Origin of the sequence: Marinobacter guineae (genome assembly GCF_002744735.1) — a bacterium.
GTDB lineage: Bacteria > Pseudomonadota > Gammaproteobacteria > Pseudomonadales > Oleiphilaceae > Marinobacter > Marinobacter guineae.
In genome coordinates, this window is the sequence record NZ_KZ319339.1 from 1,323,719 (window position 1) to 1,341,640 (window position 17,922).

A 17,922-nucleotide genomic window follows, 5' to 3' on the forward strand; every position below is an offset into this window, starting at 1 on the left:
TCCAGCCATGTCGAAAGCCTCCCTATACCATTGTAGGTTTACAGGCTTGACGCTACTGAAGATGATCGTACTTCAGCATAGGTCAAACACTACAAATCCCGCGCGTCCGCAACAGAGTTTGGCAGTGGGTGTCGGGCTGATGGTGGTGCCGCGGTTTATAGAGATTTAAGATTATAATCACGGACCAAGCCAGACCCACTCTACTATCGAACTCCAAGCCTCGGGCCTATTACTGTGCGCACCCTCCATCGAAGTGAAAAAAGCCGAGCCAAACCTGTTCGCAAAGGTCTACACCCGAGGAATCTACACAACCAGGGCTATGACTTCCCAGCGCTCGTAAAAAGCCACCCGGCACTAGCCCCCCATGTGAAACCGAACGCTCATGGCGACCTTTCCATCGACTTCGCAGACCCACTGGCCGTAAAAACACTCAACGCCGCATTATTGAACCGGTACTACCACATTGCCGACTGGGACATTCCGGAGGGTGCGCTTTGCCCTCCAATCCCGGGCAGAGCCGACTATATCCATTACATGGCGGACCTGTTTGGGCTTGGAACCGGGCCTGGGCTTGAACAGCCCAGCATCAAGCTCCTCGATATTGGCACTGGCGCAAATGGAATCTACCCGCTACTGGCCTGCCAGATTTACGGCTGGCAGTGTGTGGGTAGTGACACTAACACCCAGTCGCTTGAGAACGTAGCCACGATTATCGCCAACAACCCCACACTCAAAGAACGCTTCACGCTGCGAACGCAACCCGATAAAAACCACATCTTTGAAGGGATCATTCAAGCCGGGGAGTTCTTTGACGTCAGCGTATGCAACCCACCCTTCCATGCCTCGCCCGATGAAGCACGTAAAGGTAGCCGGCTTAAACTCAATAACCTTGCTCGTAGTCTCGGTGAACAAAAAGCAAAAACCGAATCCCCCACTCTGAACTTTGGCGGGCTGGGAGCGGAGCTTTGGTGTAAGGGGGGTGAACAGCTGTTTCTGAAAAAGCTGATAAAAGAAAGCCAGGTATATTCAACTCAATGCCGCTGGTTTACCAGCCTGGTTTCAAAGGCCGACAATGTTAAGCCTGCAAAGAAGATGATTCATAAGCTCGGTGCCGTTGATATACGGGAAATAGAGATGAAGCAGGGAAATAAGATTACCAGGGTATTGGCCTGGACATTCATCTGAGCCGCTGCCGAGGTGGCGCATGGTTATGCGAAACCTACTGTGATATTGCTTCAGAAGTCCGAGACAGATCTATTTCACCGGCACTTCAAGCTCCGGTGAGCAAATCCGTCCTTCTTTAGAAAAATGAAACTGTCCCGTTTTTGCTGATCTCGAGTAGGCTCGAACCCTCACAACCTGCCAGCTAAAAGCCATAACAACAAGCACACAACCCCAAAAAGAAGCACTGCAAAATGGACAGCCAGGTTCTTCTGAGTAGTTGGGGCGGGCTTTCTGGTGAAACCGAAGTAATCCTCACCAAACAGCCCCACGCCACAGCCCTCACAGTAGTTTTTCGAGTAAGAAACCCTCAGCGCAGATGGCTCAAATTTTTTCCGACAGCTGTAACAACTAGGCTTAATCATTTCGGGCTCCAGACAGAACAACTGCGCATAGTGTTTTCTCTGGGCCTGAAACCGGGACAGGAAATAACTCTATCCCGGCTTTACTGCCCCGGTTTTAGGTTCTTCGGACTTAGCGTTAAGTCAAAAGCCCATAGGGCCGCTCCAGCGCAGCGCGCACATCACCGATGGAGAACACCCTGGCAAATTCCGCAAAACGTTGCCCTTCGAACCACAACTGTACAACAGGCAGAGAAAAGATCCCGCGGGCTGCACACAGGGGGCCGGCCGTTGCCTGGCAATCGATGTAAGCGGTGACCAGTTGCGGGAACTCCTCGCTGGAGAGTTTTTCCAACTGGGGCTTGATGGCCTGACAGACGCCACAGCTTGCTCCCCCATACAGGAGCAGCACCGCAGGGCTGGACTGGAGCAATTCCGACAAGGCCTCTTCTGTGAATACGTTTTGCACAGTTAAATCCTGATAAGCATGACCGGTATAATCGCCAGCGCCTGCCGGGCAAACTCCGCATCCGGCTGCAATCAACAGAGCGACCCAAGCGCCAGTCGCTACCGCTGTAGAAAATAGATCTGTCCCGGCACTACGGCACAACAAACTGCCGATAGGCCTCCACCCTCATCTGGCGACTGCCAGTGCACGAAAGGTGTCGGGCTCATCCAGGCAGTGACAGCCGGCCGGCCATTACATTGACTCTTTCTTCCCGTCGGACATCGTGTCCTTTTTCATGGTCTCCTCGTCCATGTTACCTTTCTTCATGCCATCATCCGTCATACCTTCTTTTTTCATCTCGTCATGCATAGTGTCGGCCTGCGTTGTGTCTTTGGGCATGCCGTCATCTTTCATGTCGTCATGCATCATCTTCTTTTCCGTACCCATGTCGTCCTTACCCATGTCGTCCGCATGAGCCGGGGCCATCAGGGCCAGGGTGGTGCCAAGGGCGAGCAGTGTGGCTGTCAGGGTTTTCATTGTGCATTCTCCTTTTTGGAAACATTCACTGTTCGACGCAGCTTAACCCATGGCCTACAGGCCCGTGGCGTCAGAATGCAGAGTACACAGGCACGCTCACAGGGCCGTCACGGCCCGATAAAGAGTCGATAAAGGAAAGATCACAAAACCCTCACGGATAAGGTGGCGCGTTGAAGGCGAGGAAAACCGGGACAGATTTATTTCTCCATCCTACCTGGGAAATACTGGATGCTATCCTGCCGTTTTATCAGCTCCAAGAGGCCCCCATGGCAAAGCCAAAACGAATCTACCTCGCCGGCCCGGAAGTGTTTTTCCCGACCACGGAACACCAGGCCATCGTCGGAGAGAAAAAACGCCTGCTCCGGGAATACGGATTTGAAGGCGTAGACCCGCTGGACACAGAGCTGGCATTTTCAGACGACGAAGCAAAACCCGAGCGCGGGCAGCGAATCTTCCAGGCCAATCGCGAACTGATGGACAGCTGCGATGCCATCATCGCCAACCTGACTCCCTTCCGCGGCATCAGCGCGGACCCGGGCACCGTATACGAAATGGGCTATATAATCGGACAGGGCAAGCCCGCCTTCGGATTCACCCTGGACAGCCGTCGCTACCGGAAACGGGCGGGCTCAACCAGTCTGGACGACCTGGGCCACACCATTGAGGACTTTGAGATGAGTGACAACCTGATGATCGAAGGTGGAATCAGCGATTCCGGTGGTCAGCTATTCGTGGCCGAGCAGCCAGGTGAACACCGGTTCTTCTCGGCGGAACTGTTCCGCCGCTGCGTGCGGGCGCTGGCCCATGCCTGAACAAACTCCACTACAAACCCTGTTCGACACCCTCCCCCAAACCGGCCGGGTGGAATGGATTGGCATCCGCCCCGCCCGTGGTGAGGCCATGGAAGCGCTCGAAAGCGTAGCGGTCACCCCCGGCAAAGGCCTGGAAGGTGACCGATTCAGGGGCCGCGAGATCAGCAAGCGGCAGGTGACCCTGATTCAGAAAGAGCACCTGCATGCCATCACCTCCTGCCTGCACCGGGAGGCCATCGCACCCGAGGTGTTCCGGCGCAACATTGTGGTGTCTGGCCTGAACCTGCTGGCCCTGAAAGGCAAGCGATTCCGAATCGGAAATGTGGTGCTGGAATACACAGGTCTCTGCCACCCCTGCAGCAAAATGGAAACGTCGCTGGGGCCCGGCGGTTACAACGCCATGCGCGGGCATGGGGGCATTACAACGCGGGTGGTTGAAGCGGGTGACATTGCCCTTGGGGACGAAGTTCAGGCCTGTCCATGAATTGGCGACTTCGCCGAGACACCTCTGATCCCTCAACCTGGGTCTTTGATCCGCCCGGTTTTCCAATGGCCTTTCCTTACCGCCATCCCCCCCATGAACCGTTCTGCGTCGCGAAAGGCGGGAGGTACTTGCTATCCGCTAGCCGCATGACTCCGCTCATAAGAAGGTTGTCCCTCATGGAGATGCTCTTGACAGAACCTGTATGCACAATTGTGTGCGTGGCGGCATATAATGTCCAAGGCGCTGGTGAAGAAAAACTTTCCGCTCGTCACTTCTCCCAATGCATAAAGTCGAGGGGAGGGTTTTCTCTGGGAATTGAGCACTTTGTAGGTCGTCCAATCGATATCCAGGCCTCCGAGCGGATGAGGCAGAACGACGCCTTTTGCCTCTAGCGAAGCCAAGAGAGTTGAGTTTGATTGAGAGAATTGCTTTGGGCTTCCTGTGGAAAGAATGGCGTAATCATATCGTTCGACCTCGTTATCATCGTCCGTTATCACAGTGACAGACCCATCCTCCAGTTTCTCAATTTCCATCGGTCCCCTTTTGAAAAAAAGATCTCCGCGACGAAGGTATCTCAAGATTTTCTCCGCGTTTTCAGAAGGTATTGAAACCCGGTACGATAGGAACATGCTGACATAGTTATTCCAGAAAACCTCTCGGGCGTCGGGAGCCAGCATGTCCCAAAGCCGCTCGATGATTGCATTAGTAGCATAGAGAACGGCTTGCCAGGCTCTGGGGTGCTGGGCCAACCTGAGTTCTGTCTCCAAGAAGCTCGTTAAATTGTCTACTGGCGCTGGTAGTCGTAGTGTTTCACGTGGGTGATCGGGAAACTGCTCATGGAAGAACTCGATATCACCCTGCACCATCTCGGCCAAGTCCTGGAGCGTTAACGTTCCCCGGCAGTGCGCAATCTGGTCCATATATTCTGATGAGAGGTACTTCGTATTAAATCGACCTTGCGTCCCGCGCACAGCGGGGAAGTACCCGCTCCGCGAATGCATCACGATTCGACCACGATGCCCAGCTTCCTTGAGGGCTATAATTGCATCAATAGCACTAAGTCTTGAACCAATGATCGCTACAGAAGCCTCTGGCCCCATCCAGTGTGTTAACTTGGTTAAGGGATAAGGGTTCGCAATAACGCCTGAACGCATTTTCGGAGTGTCCTGCTTGGCGTTTTCGAGGGTGCCACAAAGGAGAAAGGTATAATCGGCACGAATTTCAATCCCACATGCCGTCTCCACGAGATACCCCTTCGGTAAAGGATGAAGGTCTGTTACCTCGGCATTCACAGGTATTACCTTCACGCCGCACCTCACGGCCCGGCTCACTACCTTGGAAAATGCAAACTGGAGGTATTGTCCGAAGAGCGGCCTCGGTGCGTAGGTGTCTTTATCAGCAACAAAATTTGGATACTTCCATTGCCACGCTTCCGGATACTTGTGTAGCCATTCATGGAAGTCGCCCTTCTTCTCGGGGAACACAGTAATATATCCTGTCTTGGTATTGAGAATGTTACTGTCCAGATCTTCATTGTATGCTTGGCCGGGGCCAAAAGTTGGATTCTTCTCAACAATATAAACCGTGTAGTTGTTATTCCATTTTTCTTGGTTATTCAAGAAATTATCCAAAAATGCAACGGAGGCGGCGCCTGCGCCAACGATGGCGAGAACCTTTTCCATGGCTATATTCCTTTTGATTATGCTAACGCTTTTGTGAGTCGACGACTGACGCAAAAATGAATTGCGCTATGCTGCGCCAACTGAGCAGGAGAAATGCCTCCAAACACCTCAGTCAGTGTCATCTGGCCAGAACATGGATCCATCTCAAAAACACCTACATCGGTGATAATGACAATACGTTTTGCCTGCGAGGTTCTGGGGTTAAAGGTCACCTGTTCAACCTTGTCGACGAATTTGCAATTGGATACCGGAACTACTTCCGAGGGTGAATGTCCTCCCACCATAAAATGTCCACAGAAGATCAACTCCTTCGCTGACGAAGCAATATTAATGAACCCTCCTGCGCCAGGCCGATGGCGGCCAAACTTGCTTACATTGATTTGCCCCGCGCTATCAATCTCAGCAAACCCTAAAAATGCTTTGTCCACCCCCCCTCCGTCGTAGAAAGTGAACAGCTCTGACTGATCCAGAAGCGCGTCGGGATCAATCGCAGCTCCAAAAGAGTCGCCGGATAATGGGGTTCCTCCAATCACTCCCGATTCGATAGACGCAGTGTAGGAAGCTCTTTGTTCCGGACTCATTGCTCCACCGACTTGAGACGGAATACCGATGCCGAAGTTGATTAACTTTTTGCGGAATTTCCCTATAGGTAGCTCATTCAGAGCTCTACGGATGATTCGGTCCCTTGCCGGATTGTGTGTCTGGGGTTCTATATTCAGTTGAGAAGGGCGTACGTTATCCCCATAGGTGAACGGGTGGTTACCTGAAGCAGAGGCAACAACAATATCAACAAGGTGGGCAGGTATGTCGACCTCATCATGATGTAAGGGGGCTTGTGACAGGGAAGCCACTTGTACCATGACCTGACCTCCTGAATTCCGAGCTGCCTGCGCCTGGCTGAGAGCATCCATCTTGGAAGCCTCCCCTCGCAGCGAGATATTACCCTGAGGATCAGCGGTTGTTCCTCGTAACAGTGCGATATCGACCCGGACAGTTGGGTAGAAGAGATACTCATTCTGTCGAAATGTTTCAATACTGACCTTTGGTTGAGTTTCGCCGGGACGGAATACACCACCCTCCACCCGAGGATCAACGAACGTGTGAAGTCCGACGGGCGAATACACGCCCGGGGCACCGGAAGCAATCGCACCGAAGAGTTTACTGATCACGCCTTGCGGCCAATTGTGCGCCTCTATATCGCCAGTCTCTCCTAGAGCTCGGAGGCGAGGGCAAAGGCTCCAGAATCCACCAATTGCGCTTTTAATCAGCCCCTTGTGCGCTAACTTATCCAGCCCCATCCCCCTCTTGTTACCCGCTCCCGAAGCAAAAAGCAGGTTCAGATTACGAGGTTGGCCGGTATCGAGAAACAGTCGCTCTATGGCGATTGTGAATAGATCTGGGTGACCGCAACTGCCAAAACCACCAGGGACCACAAAGGCCCCTGACGGAATGAGAGCCACGGCTTCAGACGGAGTCATGATCCGCATTAGCCTTTCTCCAATTGTGGCTCGATTCTAGGTCAGTTGCTTTACCGGGATATCCCGCATGGCCAAAATGACGCAGCCAATATTAGACCTCATACTATGGGTGGTACCGGGAGATCGAACGATCAAGCTCCCTGGAGGATGAGTTTCTCCATTCTCGATATATTCACCCTGAAGCACGAAAACCATTTCGTATCCACGATGGAGATGCAAAGGGACAAAGGCTCCGGGTAAATACTTGATCAGGGCTGCGTCTGAGCCAGTTGGGTCATCATGTTTATTGTCGAATAAAACATGGATCAGTACATTGTTCCGAAGATCCGGTTCCATCTCAACGAAATCGATGTCAGGAAGCTGAACCTCCTGTTGCAGGATGAGCCTGAGCACCCTATCGTTGAGCTCAGGTCTCTTTGGAAACTGCTCCGTTAGTTTCAACGTGTCCATCTTGGAATTCCTTCTCACCATAATCTCTGGGGAGTGAGGCTCACTGAGGTACAGGTTGTACTCTCTCAGCTTGCCCACATCTCCCGCCCATATTGAGTAATACCGTCGTATCCCCACTTGTTTTTGCAAAGATCATTAACCGACACATAATTCGGCCCAACGCTCTCACCAAGCTCTTGAATAAGAGTCTCAAACGCCTCCCGGATCCAAGCGCTGATTTCGTCCTTCTGATTCGTGCCGTCCGTGATTTTGATATTCACTTCGCTGATAGGACCATCCTGAGCACGGAGGGGCTTACCAGCAACAAACCAATGCTCGGCGTCCTCCAGAGGAGAGAACCGAACCACAATCAGTTCTCGATTCTTGCGTAAGACCCTAACGGTGCTTTCAGTCAGCCTCTCTGCGACTCGCTTGATCGCCTGCTGTTTGTCCTGTGAGCTACAGATCGAGTTGGCAAGGCTTACAGTGATGATTGGCATTCGTTAACTCCTTTTATACCCAGTAAGTCGGCCAATTTTTCTGTTGGCCAGTGTTATTGATAAGCAAAGCGATTAGAACGAGGATGACGGATCCGGCGAGAACCGGCGTCAATACGAACCCCCAGTCCTGAATTCCCGCTGCAAGTACCACAATTGGGTTTGCGCCTGCTGGTGGGTGAATGGCTCGACAAACCTGCATTAACGCGATCGCAAGCCCTACGCCTGCTGCCATCTGCCAGGGACCACTTCCGGCAATATTCATAACCGCCAACCCGACTAGAGTTGCGATGAGGTGACCACCAATGACGTTTCTTGGCTGTGCCAACGGAGCACCCGGCGCCGCAAACAGCAACACACACGTAGCACCAAAGGGCGCCATCAATAGCGGTACGCCCGCGAGTTGCGTCAGGTAGGCTATTGCACCTATCCCTGCAATACCCCCAATCAAACCGATGAAAATCTGTGCTGGAGAAGGCCGGGCAGGAGCCGTTCCTGCTCCTCTTAGTTTGTGCAACATAGATGAACCTCTGTATAATAGTGGACAGACAGGTCTGTACAGTATGATGTTTGGAAATAGTGGTCAAGCACTGACTGACCTACTGGAAGTGCCATTTTTATAGGAATTAACTATGAGTAAGCGAGACGATATTCTTTCGACCGCGCTTCGCCTTTTCAACGAACACGGCTATCAAGCGGTTGGTGTGGATACAATCCGGGACGAAGCAAATGTTTCCAAAATGACGCTCTATAACCATTTTAAAAACAAGGACAAGCTGGTCGAAGAAGTATTAAAGCTTCGTCACCAGCATTTCAAGGACTCGCTCGAAGCGTCACTCGATTCAATCACCGGCGCAAAAGAGAAGCTGCGAGAAGTGTTCAATTGGCACACCCGCTGGTTCTTTTCTCCGGACTTTTTTGGCTGCATGTTTATCCGCGCTATGGGGGAATACCACAATGCTGAAGGCATGGTCTTGATTTCTCAGGAACACAAACAATGGATTGCCCACCTGCTTGAAGACATCTTTCATGAGATCAAGGTGGACGAACCGGCGAGCGTCGCCCGATTCTTCCAAACAACCCTCGACGGCATGATCATCAATGCCAGTATCTTTCACACTTTCGAGAGGACCAACGAGGTGTGGCAAATTCTATGTCGTTACATTGGTCTACCATACGAACCCCTACAGCCCCCTCGATAACCAACCCAACCCTGAAAACCGGGACAAGCCATCCAAACCCGCTTGCCCCGGGCACTTCTGATGTTCCTTCGCCCACCGGCCGCTATAACAACGCGACGCTCCAAACACCTGTTATAAATTATTCACGCACGTCCCGCTCTCTCAAGAGCAAAGAAGCTATCACTCCCAATCCGCTTATGGCGAACGGCAGAATCAGCGCAATCTGATAGTTTTGGAGGTTTGGAGTATTTCCAGGCTCTGAAACGGAAACAATATCAAGAATGACTCCAAATCCTGACTGAATCAAAGCCGCCGTCAGGAACGCCCCCATGTTAACGAGAGCAGTCGCAAAACCGACATTTTGCAAAGCCACTGACTCCTTTGTAGCCGCAAAAATAACCCCGACCGGTCCGCCAGAGAGCCCCAGAAGTACAAATAGAAGCATTGCAACCCATCCGGGCATCCATTCTGAAAAAGCCATGGCTGCCCAAACGACTGTGGATAAAAAAGGGTTCTACCAAGGTGTCCGGTTTAAATGGGGGCTACTACACTGACCTCGTACACCTGAACTTCAACATCTCCAATGCCTTTCTGGATCACGCGTTTGGGTAAGTATCCATTGCGCACCACAGCCTGACGACAATCGGGTGTTCAAACATCGGCCTCCTGGTCCAGCAAACCCTGAAGCTCTCCGACTCGACAGCCAGCGCAATCAGATCACGAGCACCCAGCCAGTGCCACGACATTTAAGCTTTTCCCGTCACCCTACGTTGCCAAAGTCTACCGTCGATAGCTGACAAGCCCAGCGCAATAAGTGCCATCCCCATAAAATGGATAAGCTCCAATGACTCGTTGAGAAAGAGTGAACCTAGCAAAATTGCCGAGACAGGAATCAGTAAAGTAACCAATAGTAAGTTAGTGGCACCCGCCGTTTCCAATATTTTGAAATAGAGAACGTAAGCAACAGCCGTCGAAAGAACGGCGAGCCCAATAACCGCTGCCCAGGTCCCGGCGCTGGGGCCAGCAAAATCTAGAGGACCGTCTACGGCTAAGGCGATAGGAGCCATCAAGAGTGCCGATGCAGTGACCTGACCTGCAGCCGTAACGATTGGGTTTACGGCCATGGCTTTAAACCTGCGACCATAAACGCCCGCCAATCCATAAGACACTGCTGCACCGATTATGGCTAACTTAGCGAATGTTCCATCACCGTCAGCTAGGGCTGGAGCTCCGATCATCACGACAACGCCGATGAAACCAATCGCTACACCTCCAAGCTTCAATGGCGTAAAGCGCTCATCCGACAGAAGCATCCCAGCAAAGATAACGGTAAATAATGGTGTCGTAGCGTTGAGAATGGAGGCCAACCCGGAGGCGATTTGAACTTGCCCCCAAGCGATAAGGGTAAAGGGGATGACATTGTTTAACAAACCCATTCCCAGAAAGGCAACCCAGACTTTCACACTCTTGGGTGGGCGTAGGCCTATGACCCACGCGATGCTCCACAATACAATGGCAGCTAGGCCCACTCTGAGCGCTACGATGGTTAGCGGAGGTAAGTCCGAAACAGCAACACCGATGAAAAAAAATGACCCGCCCCACAGTAATGACAAAGCGAATAGCATTGCCCATTCACGAATGCCCATAGAGCTATTAATAGTAGATTTCATGATGGGTACCCCTCTCACGCCAGTCCGTTTTGAACTAGATTAGCTGGATTACCCACACAAACTATCCGATTCTTGCGCCCTGATTATGATTGCACTATTTTGCGGCTCCTCCTGCGGATGTACCTAAATACGCTACGGTAATTCCAATACATATTGCCCAACCTACAATTGTGCGAATTGCGACCCAAGTCTTCACTAAATATTCTTGGGATGGTTTCTTCATGTAAACCCTCGTAACACCAATTCCAATAATATTTCTTGGAGTGCCTTGCTATGAACGATTGTACGATCACACATTCTAGACTTGGATATTGAGCCGCATCGACCACACTGACCTGCCCCTAATCGTTTGACCACCCGCTGCCGAGCAATGTCGGTTAAGTGCGTATTCTGGCGCATTCCGATCACTGATTCCGGTTTAATCCGATCACCCATTCTGGAACTTTCCGATCATCGATTCTGGTTTTATCCGATCATTTTTGTCGATTTTCCAGAATCGGTGCCCGAAGCCCTTGGCGTCGTTCCATGAGGTGAGTGAACCTTTTTGGTTCACTTGCTGCTTTCCTGGATAGTCTGTTTTTGGCGCCTGGCGGAAAGAAACCGCAGACCTGAAAAAGTTAAAATAGGTCCGTCCCGGGTTTTGTTATTCCTATCCCCGCTTCAACTAACCGATTACTATCGTTTTCAGCGGAGCAGCTTCATTTCGAAGCCTCTACCATCCCGAGGACACACGACGATGCCCTCTCGAGATAAAATCACACAATCCGATGCCATCCCGTTCCGGGCCATGGCGCTATTTCTGGTACTGACCTTCGGCATCGCCTGGGGGATCCTGACTGCCTTTATCTTTTTCCCGGAGACTATGATTGGCCTGTTCGGTGAAATTACCGGCCAGCACCCTCTGTTTTATCTTGCGGTCTGGGCGCCGGCCATATCGGCGTTCGTTGTGATTTTCCGATGGTCCGGCCTGGAAGGATTACGCAGGTACATCGGGCGCGCCCTGCTATGGCGCTGCTCATGGCATTGGTATGCCTTTTTGCTGCTCGGAGTCCCCCTCGTATTCTTTGCGGGCTCACTCCTCAAGGGAAACCTCTCGGATTTTGTCTTTCCCTTTGGTTCAGTTTCATCCTTCCTGATCGCGCTTGTTTTTATTGCCATTAAAGGCCCGATCGAGGAGTTTGGCTGGCGTGGATTGGCGCTGCCACTGCTCCAACGCAAGATGGCACCCATCTGGGCCGCCCTCGTTATTGGCGTCATCTGGGGCTTTTGGCATACACCGGCTTTCCTGCTAAGCGGCACCGAGCAAAGTGCCTGGTCATTCTTACCCTTCTTTACCGGCACCATCGCCCTGAGCGTTATTGTCACGCCGCTATTCAATGCGTCCCGGGGAAGCATTTTCCTCCCCGCGCTGTTTCACTTCATCCTCATCAATCCCGTCTGGCCCGATGCCCAACCCTACGACACCTATCTCTTTGCGCTGATTGCCATTGTCATTGTCTGGCTGAACCGCAGGACCATGTTTACTCGTAAATACAGCATTACCGAAGTCGTTCCTGCAGGCCGGGCCTGCCTGAGCATGACTCACTAGGGCGGAAAGCTGGCAGGACACAGGCCGATTGATTCCCGATCCGTCGCGATCCCGGAGTTTTATAATGAAAAAGTACCTCGTCTTTTCCACCCTGTTCATCGCATTGCCCGCCTATGCGCAATTCGCGCCTCAGGAGGGTATCAGCGGTGAAATCTCATTGAATGCGGGGGTTATCTCTTCAACTTCCAACTTTAACGTCGACGGTGACGCAACTATCGATTCCCTGCAGAACAAGGCACAAAGTGAGTCAGAAGGCCTGATAGCGACACTTGGCAACATTGCCTATACCTTTGGCGAGACACTGGGGCAGCAGATCTATTTTGGCACCACACGGGAAGATATTGCCGTCGGCACACTGGCCGTTCAGCTTGGATATAAACACCAACTCAGTTCCGGCACGGTGATGGATGTTTCCTTTTTACCAACGGTGATATCCGGGGAAACCTGGCAGAATCCCTATCAGCTCAACACCGCCAGAAAAGAGACCGACGTTACAGGCAATGCCTACCGCCTGCAGCTGAATAGCATTTCAGGATCCGGCTTCAGCCTCGATCTCGCCTACGCCACCACAGATGTCGAGGACGATCTCAACGCCGGCACGGATCTGGCCCGCGATGCCAAAAGCTACTATGGCAAAGGCAGCTACCGCTTTAGGGTATCGCCTACCAGCTTCGTCACACCGTCTGCCATTTACATCCAACATGACGCTGACGGCAGTGCCAGCAGCTTCGACTCCTATGGTGCCGAAGTCAGCTGGCTCAATCTTCTGGGCAGGCAAAGCCTGGTGTTAACGGCGGGGTTCGCCAGTCGGGACTACGACAGCGTCAGCTCGCTGTTCAATAAAAAGCGTTCGGATGACGAGTTCAGCCTGTTCGCAGCCTACGAATACGCGGAATTCATGGGATGGAAAGATTGGTCGTTCGTTTCCTTTGCCGGCTATGGTGACACCCAGTCCAACCTGACTTTCTACGATGAGTCGTCCTATCTGCTTGCCGTTGGTCTTAACTACAAGTTCTGAACAGGCCGGGTCGGGGGAAATCTGCCACAATCACCCTGGCCTGTCCCGGTTTTCTCCTCACGTTCAGGCGCCTGGTAGCGGCAGCATTCGTCACTACCAGGCGATTGCTTGTTACGATGCAGCTTCCAGTTCGTTGATCGCTTCTTTGAGCACATTCACAGACTCGGTATGTTTACCCTGATTGTGCAGCGATTCACCCCGATCCCGGAGCTCTTTGATCCTGGCCTCAGTCTCACTGTCCAGTTGTGCTGACTGCAGTTGTTCATCAACCTGGTTAACCAGCGTGGGGCACTTGTAGGCAAAGGCATTGCCCGCAAAAAACACCGTGAATAACAGAGCCACAAGATAACGCATGATAGTTCCTCCTTCTTCTACACGCCCCCATGGAGTATAGACCGCGAAAATAAATCTGCCCCGGCTTTCTCTGGAGCCCGTGAGGGCCAGTCCGGGACAGGTGTCCCCGCCCCGGACTGGCCTTCAGACCCGCTCAAGGGTTACCGGAACCGGCCGGCATACAGTGTTGCAGACCGGAGAGTGGTCCCTGGCAAACGACAGGAGATCATCCAGCTCCTCGTCGCTGCAGTCAGCCTCAATGTCCATGAGAATTCGAATGCTCTCGTAGCCGACCACAGCCTCGTCATTTAGCGCCAGCAGTCCTTCCAGGTTGATATTGCCCGACAGTCTGGTTGACAGTTTTCGGATGGTGATGCCCCTTGCCGCGGCATGCAGAACCGTGGTGGTGGTAACACAGCCGGCCAGAGCATGCAGGAGAAACTCCACCGGGTTGGCACCTTCGTTCTTGCCCAGCAGGACCGGTGGCTCACCATTGGTGAAGACGAAGTCTTTGTCACGTGATTCGTCCTCAGCACCTGCTCCGTAGAAACCGCGGATGGTAGAGCGATTTTCACCGCCGCCCACCCATTCGTTACTTGCCCGGAACTCGAACTGCGCGAGGCCTGGGTCGTTTTTCAGGGCTTCAATGGTCTGGCCCATCTGGATCAGATCAAGGCCGTTACGGGTCTTAATATTTACTTGTGTGTTCATTTTCCTCACCTTGCTTCGTCGTCTATTCGTCGTCTAAAGGGACCCGGCGGACCGGGAGGCGCACTTTGTGGCGCCTGGGTATAAAGTAAGGGATGAGTGCGAAATGGGTCAGATGGAGTTCTGACAAAAAGAAGGCATTTGTGCCACCAATTGCAGGGAGGATGGAACATGCGCCAACAGCACAAAAAGGTTCTGATCCTGGCTCTGCCCGAAACGGCAGGTTCGGCGCTGTATGGGATGGTGGATGTGCTTATGGCGACGGGCAATATCTGGCAGACCCTGGTAGGGGATCCAATTCCATATCAACCGTTTGATGTGCAGATTGTTTCCGTCGACTCGGCGCCATTTCATTGTGGCCATGGCATTCCCGTTGAGCCGGCGTACGCCATTACGGATAACCCTGCCGCTGATATCCTGATCCTCCCGGAGATCTGGCTAGGCCCCCATGAAGATATAGGAGGCCGCTATGAAGCGCTTATGGACTGGATCAAGCTCAGATTCCGTTCGGGTACAACGATCTATTCTGCCTGTTCCGGATCAGTGTTACTGGCAGAGAGTGGTTTGCTGGATAACTGCGCAGCAACGTCTCACTGGGGTTATCAGGAGCTTTTTCGAACGCACTACCCCAGGGTGCATTTCCGGCCGGAGACCAACCTTGTTTATGCCCACCCCGATGGTCGGTTGGTGACGGCGGGCGGTACGACATCGTGGCATGACCTGGCACTGCATATCATTGCCCGGTACGTGGGGATCGGTGAAGCGCTCCGCATTGCAAAAGTGTATCTGCTGAAATGGCACGGAGAAGGCCAACTGCCGTTCACGGGGCTGGTCCGGCAAACACGCCATGCCGACTCGGCAGTGCGCAAATGTGAGGAGTGGCTCAAGATGCATTGGCGGGATCCCCGGGCCATTGCCCTGCTGGTAGAGGCCTCCCCTCTGCCAGAGAGAACACTCAAGCGGCGATTCAAGACTGCCACTGGTTCCTCAATGATTGAGTACCTTCAGAACCTTCGCATTGAAGCGGCCAAGCGCGCACTGGAGCATGGCAGATTGTCAGTGGAGGAGGTAAGCCTGGAAGCCGGTTACGAGGATGTACACTTCTTTCGCCGGTTATTCAAACGCCTGACGGGCCTTACACCAGGCGAGTACCGGCGGCTGTTTCGACCTCTTGTTGAAGAATTGGCGGATCTTTCCGAGGCGTAGGCATTGATCGGAGAAAATAAACCTGTCCCGGTTTTCCTACTAATTTTTCTCCGAATCCTTCAAAGGCGACCCGGACCTATAAGGCACCTTCCCCGCAGGCGTATATCTGGCAGCAGGCTCCAGATGCACATCCTGATCATCGAAAAAAATGTGCGCCTTGAACGCCTTGATGATTTTCGATTTATCCAGCCCGCCCAGGAAAAAAATCTCATCCACATACACCCCCCAATGCCGCAGGGTTTTAATCACCCGCATCTCGGCCGGGCTGTTTCTTGCGGTGATGATGGCCACACGAACGGGTGAAAAGTCGACCTTGTGGGGAAGCCGGTCCTGCAAACGCGAGAGCTTCCGAAGCAGCGTTGCATAAGGCCCATCGTTCAGGGGATTGTCCTGCTCTCTATCCTCAGCCGAATGAAATCCTTTCAGGCCCTCGGCCTTGTATACGATTTCACTCTCGTCGCTGAACAGCACCGCATCACCATCGAAGGCGATTCGCACCTGGCCATCGGGAATGGCTTCCATATTGGCGGGTGGCTCCTTCACCAGAGCCACTGCGCAGCTGTCACTATCGATCACCCGCTGCGCATCTTTGGTATTGGTGGTCAGGAACAGATCCACATCGTAAGCTTCCAGATAATCCACCACAGACTCACCACCGGTGAACGCAGAGCGTGTGATATCCAGGCCGTACTCGCGAATGTTATGAAACACTCGCACCCCGGTTTCCGGGCTGTTGCGGGACATCACCACAACCTCCACCAATGGGGCGTTTCCGCCGGATTGAAACTGGTTCAGGGAGAGAAGGGCCTTCACCAGATAGAACCCCGTGCCAGGCTTTAGCCCATCGGACTCACGGGCCGCCATGTATTCACGGTACTCTTCGATGGCCTCTTCACGATTGGATTCGAACTTACGACGAAATACGGAATCCGCTTCGCTCAGATCGAACAACGCCGTTGCCGAGATGCCAACCACCAAGGTATCCGATAAATCATAGGGCATGGGAAATCCTTATAGGTGAAATCAGCTGTGTGCTATTTCTTAGGCGCGAAAATAAATCTGTCACGGTTTTCGTCCGCTCACCGGAAAGACCGGGCCAGGAAATCAAGTTGATCTTCGATTGACTGAACCAGAGCTTCGCCCCGATAAACATCAAAATGGCCGACCGGATAGTGCTTCACTTCCGAGTTCGGCATTCTCTCGGCCGCTTTGGCCGCAGCACTCGCCGGGGCGACCGTATCGTGGTCGCAGATCAACACCAATGCCGGGCAGGCAACTTTGCTGGCCAACCGGATGGGCCGGAAAAAGGGAATCGCATAACTCACGCCCGCTGCAACGTAATTCGACGCATTGTCAGCCAGCAAGGGAACATACCCCTCGTGGCAGTCCTCAGCGGTCATCATGCCCAATTCGCCAGGGCGGCCTGCCGATGCAATATACCGGGGAGACATCCCCAGCCCACGACGAAGCCAGTCCACAGTTCCGTGGTAGGTCAGGCGCATCGCCTGCATGAGGCCGGCATAACCGATAACACCAAGCAAAGACGCCAGACCATCCACCATCGGGCATTGGGAGATGGTGCACTGCACGCATCCATCCTTTGCCGCGGCCGCAATCACAAGCCCACCAGAAAACGACGTCCCCCACAGGCAAATGCGGCTCCCATCGATACGATCCAGCTGTCGCGCAAAATTCAGTGCCGCCAGCCAATCTGCCACCTCCTTCCGAGGGCTCAGCGTCTGCCGGGGCTGACCATCACTTTCACCGAAATGGCGGTAGTCAAAGGCAAAGACCGCGTAACCCGCATTGCAGAAGGCTTCTTTAAACGGTGCCAGACCACTGGCATGAGTCAGCCCAAAACCATGCGCCATCAGGACACACGGCAAATTTCTACTGTCGGCATTCGGCGTGTAAAGAACTCCACGACAGGTTGTACCATGGCTCGGAAATTCCAAGGGAGTTTCGATCATCGTTTGGCTCTCATGCTTGAAGGTCGAGAGTCTCAGGATAGCTCATAGCTTCATGATCAAACCGGCAATTCAATAATCTCACCAAGCACACCGTCTTCACTCACCTCCAGCCGCCCCACGTCACCGGCATGAAGGATCAGATCCGAGCCTTTCAAAACCTCCAGAGCTTCGGGACGCATTTTGCCGTGGGTGTCTGCGATCACTCCGATTTGCATGCTTACGCTCACCTAATCCCTCAATGACTCCCACCCGGCCCGTGCGCATGGCCATACAGGTAAGCGTTGCTAGAGTGAAACAAGACCACCTGATTCTCAATGTC

General features: G+C 52.9%; 20 protein-coding genes and 2 pseudogenes. 7 read left to right on the forward strand and 15 right to left on the reverse strand.

Annotated elements, in window-relative coordinates; genetic code table 11:
* The first annotated feature begins 234 nt into the window (after positions 1 to 234).
* A complete protein-coding gene (gene rlmF, locus CLH62_RS06130) occupies positions 235 to 1,185 on the forward strand; it encodes a 23S rRNA (adenine(1618)-N(6))-methyltransferase RlmF (RefSeq protein WP_099617218.1) in 951 nt (316 codons plus the stop codon).
* A gap of 516 nt (positions 1,186 to 1,701) precedes the next feature.
* On the opposite strand, the gene CLH62_RS06140 is transcribed toward rlmF, so the two are convergent.
* Together CLH62_RS06140 and CLH62_RS06145 are read right to left on the reverse strand one after the other, a co-directional pair.
* Positions 1,702 to 2,031 carry a thioredoxin family protein gene (locus CLH62_RS06140; protein ID WP_099617220.1) on the reverse strand — a complete coding sequence of 110 codons (330 nt, stop codon included), beginning with the start codon at positions 2,029 to 2,031 and terminating at the stop codon, positions 1,702 to 1,704.
* A gap of 231 nt (positions 2,032 to 2,262) precedes the next feature.
* The gene (locus CLH62_RS06145; protein WP_099617221.1) at positions 2,263 to 2,547 is read right to left on the reverse strand and encodes a hypothetical protein; all 285 of its coding nucleotides are present in this window, start codon (positions 2,545 to 2,547) and stop codon (positions 2,263 to 2,265) included.
* A gap of 266 nt (positions 2,548 to 2,813) precedes the next feature.
* Here CLH62_RS06145 and CLH62_RS06150 point away from each other — a divergent pair, with 266 nt between their 5' ends.
* Entirely contained in the window at positions 2,814 to 3,359 is a 546-nt protein-coding gene (locus CLH62_RS06150) for a nucleoside 2-deoxyribosyltransferase (RefSeq protein ID WP_099617222.1), read from the forward strand.
* Positions 3,352 to 3,843, forward strand: a complete 492-nt coding sequence (locus CLH62_RS06155) for an MOSC domain-containing protein (RefSeq protein ID WP_099617223.1) — start codon at positions 3,352 to 3,354, stop codon at positions 3,841 to 3,843. Before CLH62_RS06150 ends, CLH62_RS06155 begins: the two co-directional genes overlap by 8 nt.
* A 131-nt stretch (positions 3,844 to 3,974) precedes the next feature.
* On the opposite strand, the gene CLH62_RS06160 is transcribed toward CLH62_RS06155, so the two are convergent.
* From CLH62_RS06160 to CLH62_RS06180, 5 genes are all read right to left on the reverse strand, one after another.
* Positions 3,975 to 5,525 carry an FAD/NAD(P)-binding protein gene (locus CLH62_RS06160; protein WP_099617224.1) on the reverse strand — a complete coding sequence of 517 codons (1,551 nt, stop codon included), beginning with the start codon at positions 5,523 to 5,525 and terminating at the stop codon, positions 3,975 to 3,977.
* 17 nt (positions 5,526 to 5,542) lie between these two features.
* Positions 5,543 to 7,012, reverse strand: coding sequence for a CoA-transferase (locus tag CLH62_RS06165; protein WP_099617225.1), 1,470 nt, complete (start codon positions 7,010 to 7,012; stop codon positions 5,543 to 5,545).
* Between the two features lie 27 nt (positions 7,013 to 7,039).
* A complete protein-coding gene (locus CLH62_RS06170) occupies positions 7,040 to 7,453 on the reverse strand; it encodes a cupin domain-containing protein (protein WP_170005757.1) in 414 nt (137 codons plus the stop codon).
* Between the two features lie 65 nt (positions 7,454 to 7,518).
* On the reverse strand, positions 7,519 to 7,932 hold the full coding sequence (locus tag CLH62_RS06175) for a tautomerase family protein (RefSeq protein ID WP_099617227.1): 414 nt from the start codon (positions 7,930 to 7,932) through the stop codon (positions 7,519 to 7,521).
* Between the two features lie 13 nt (positions 7,933 to 7,945).
* Positions 7,946 to 8,449, reverse strand: a complete 504-nt coding sequence (locus CLH62_RS06180) for an HPP family protein (RefSeq protein ID WP_099617228.1) — start codon at positions 8,447 to 8,449, stop codon at positions 7,946 to 7,948.
* Positions 8,450 to 8,561: 112 nt separating this feature from the next.
* Here CLH62_RS06180 and CLH62_RS06185 point away from each other — a divergent pair, with 112 nt between their 5' ends.
* On the forward strand, positions 8,562 to 9,131 hold the full coding sequence (locus CLH62_RS06185) for a TetR/AcrR family transcriptional regulator (RefSeq protein ID WP_099617229.1): 570 nt from the start codon (positions 8,562 to 8,564) through the stop codon (positions 9,129 to 9,131).
* Positions 9,132 to 9,249: 118 nt separating this feature from the next.
* Here the strand turns inward: CLH62_RS06185 and CLH62_RS06190 are convergent, their stop codons facing one another.
* The 3 genes and pseudogenes from CLH62_RS06190 to CLH62_RS06200 all read right to left on the reverse strand — a co-directional run bounded on the left by CLH62_RS06190 (position 9,250) and on the right by CLH62_RS06200 (position 10,780).
* A complete protein-coding gene (locus tag CLH62_RS06190; RefSeq protein WP_099617230.1) occupies positions 9,250 to 9,555 on the reverse strand; it encodes an MFS transporter in 306 nt (101 codons plus the stop codon).
* 107 nt (positions 9,556 to 9,662) lie between these two features.
* Positions 9,663 to 9,838, reverse strand: a pseudogene (locus tag CLH62_RS21350) (IS256 family transposase); the annotation flags it as partial.
* Between the two features lie 18 nt (positions 9,839 to 9,856).
* Positions 9,857 to 10,780 (reverse strand): DMT family transporter, encoded by a 924-nt coding sequence (locus CLH62_RS06200; RefSeq protein WP_099617231.1) that lies wholly within the window; start codon positions 10,778 to 10,780, stop codon positions 9,857 to 9,859.
* Positions 10,781 to 11,516: 736 nt separating this feature from the next.
* Here CLH62_RS06200 and CLH62_RS06205 point away from each other — a divergent pair.
* Together CLH62_RS06205 and CLH62_RS06210 are read left to right on the forward strand one after the other, a co-directional pair.
* Positions 11,517 to 12,368 carry a CPBP family intramembrane glutamic endopeptidase gene (locus tag CLH62_RS06205; RefSeq protein WP_099617232.1) on the forward strand — a complete coding sequence of 284 codons (852 nt, stop codon included), beginning with the start codon at positions 11,517 to 11,519 and terminating at the stop codon, positions 12,366 to 12,368.
* A 64-nt stretch (positions 12,369 to 12,432) separates the two neighbouring features.
* On the forward strand, positions 12,433 to 13,386 hold the full coding sequence (locus CLH62_RS06210; protein ID WP_099617233.1) for a DUF2860 domain-containing protein: 954 nt from the start codon (positions 12,433 to 12,435) through the stop codon (positions 13,384 to 13,386).
* 111 nt (positions 13,387 to 13,497) lie between these two features.
* Here the strand turns inward: CLH62_RS06210 and CLH62_RS06215 are convergent, their stop codons facing one another.
* The gene (locus CLH62_RS06215; RefSeq protein ID WP_099617234.1) at positions 13,498 to 13,740 is read right to left on the reverse strand and encodes a hypothetical protein; all 243 of its coding nucleotides are present in this window, start codon (positions 13,738 to 13,740) and stop codon (positions 13,498 to 13,500) included.
* A 123-nt stretch (positions 13,741 to 13,863) separates the two neighbouring features.
* Positions 13,864 to 14,430 carry an OsmC family protein gene (locus CLH62_RS06220; protein ID WP_099617235.1) on the reverse strand — a complete coding sequence of 189 codons (567 nt, stop codon included), beginning with the start codon at positions 14,428 to 14,430 and terminating at the stop codon, positions 13,864 to 13,866.
* A 168-nt stretch (positions 14,431 to 14,598) separates the two neighbouring features.
* Here CLH62_RS06220 and CLH62_RS06225 point away from each other — a divergent pair, with 168 nt between their 5' ends.
* Entirely contained in the window at positions 14,599 to 15,633 is a 1,035-nt protein-coding gene (locus tag CLH62_RS06225; protein WP_099617236.1) for a GlxA family transcriptional regulator, read from the forward strand.
* 39 nt (positions 15,634 to 15,672) lie between these two features.
* On the opposite strand, the gene CLH62_RS06230 is transcribed toward CLH62_RS06225, so the two are convergent.
* The 3 genes and pseudogenes from CLH62_RS06230 to CLH62_RS06240 all read right to left on the reverse strand — a co-directional run.
* Positions 15,673 to 16,635, reverse strand: coding sequence for a 5'-nucleotidase (locus tag CLH62_RS06230; RefSeq protein WP_099617237.1), 963 nt, complete (start codon positions 16,633 to 16,635; stop codon positions 15,673 to 15,675).
* Positions 16,636 to 16,712: 77 nt separating this feature from the next.
* Positions 16,713 to 17,603, reverse strand: a complete 891-nt coding sequence (locus CLH62_RS06235) for an alpha/beta fold hydrolase (RefSeq protein WP_099617238.1) — start codon at positions 17,601 to 17,603, stop codon at positions 16,713 to 16,715.
* A gap of 101 nt (positions 17,604 to 17,704) precedes the next feature.
* Positions 17,705 to 17,818 (reverse strand): annotated as a pseudogene (locus CLH62_RS06240) (metallophosphoesterase family protein); the annotation flags it as partial.
* Between the last annotated feature and the right edge of the window lie 104 nt (positions 17,819 to 17,922).

Coding starts and splice junctions, on each gene's coding strand:
- CLH62_RS06145 (WP_099617221.1), bottom strand. CDS start 2,547: ATGAAAACCCTGACAGCCACACTGCTCGCCCTTGGCACCACCCTGGCC.
- CLH62_RS06150 (WP_099617222.1), top strand. CDS start 2,814: ATGGCAAAGCCAAAACGAATCTACCTCGCCGGCCCGGAAGTGTTTTTC.
- CLH62_RS06155 (WP_099617223.1), top strand. CDS start 3,352: ATGCCTGAACAAACTCCACTACAAACCCTGTTCGACACCCTCCCCCAA.
- CLH62_RS06160 (WP_099617224.1), bottom strand. CDS start 5,525: ATGGAAAAGGTTCTCGCCATCGTTGGCGCAGGCGCCGCCTCCGTTGCA.
- CLH62_RS06165 (WP_099617225.1), bottom strand. CDS start 7,012: ATGCGGATCATGACTCCGTCTGAAGCCGTGGCTCTCATTCCGTCAGGG.
- CLH62_RS06170 (WP_170005757.1), bottom strand. CDS start 7,453: ATGGACACGTTGAAACTAACGGAGCAGTTTCCAAAGAGACCTGAGCTC.
- CLH62_RS06175 (WP_099617227.1), bottom strand. CDS start 7,932: ATGCCAATCATCACTGTAAGCCTTGCCAACTCGATCTGTAGCTCACAG.
- CLH62_RS06180 (WP_099617228.1), bottom strand. CDS start 8,449: ATGTTGCACAAACTAAGAGGAGCAGGAACGGCTCCTGCCCGGCCTTCT.
- CLH62_RS06185 (WP_099617229.1), top strand. CDS start 8,562: ATGAGTAAGCGAGACGATATTCTTTCGACCGCGCTTCGCCTTTTCAAC.
- CLH62_RS06190 (WP_099617230.1), bottom strand. CDS start 9,555: ATGCTTCTATTTGTACTTCTGGGGCTCTCTGGCGGACCGGTCGGGGTT.
- CLH62_RS06200 (WP_099617231.1), bottom strand. CDS start 10,780: ATGAAATCTACTATTAATAGCTCTATGGGCATTCGTGAATGGGCAATG.
- CLH62_RS06205 (WP_099617232.1), top strand. CDS start 11,517: ATGCCCTCTCGAGATAAAATCACACAATCCGATGCCATCCCGTTCCGG.
- CLH62_RS06210 (WP_099617233.1), top strand. CDS start 12,433: ATGAAAAAGTACCTCGTCTTTTCCACCCTGTTCATCGCATTGCCCGCC.
- CLH62_RS06215 (WP_099617234.1), bottom strand. CDS start 13,740: ATGCGTTATCTTGTGGCTCTGTTATTCACGGTGTTTTTTGCGGGCAAT.
- CLH62_RS06220 (WP_099617235.1), bottom strand. CDS start 14,430: ATGAACACACAAGTAAATATTAAGACCCGTAACGGCCTTGATCTGATC.
- CLH62_RS06225 (WP_099617236.1), top strand. CDS start 14,599: ATGCGCCAACAGCACAAAAAGGTTCTGATCCTGGCTCTGCCCGAAACG.
- CLH62_RS06230 (WP_099617237.1), bottom strand. CDS start 16,635: ATGCCCTATGATTTATCGGATACCTTGGTGGTTGGCATCTCGGCAACG.
- CLH62_RS06235 (WP_099617238.1), bottom strand. CDS start 17,603: ATGATCGAAACTCCCTTGGAATTTCCGAGCCATGGTACAACCTGTCGT.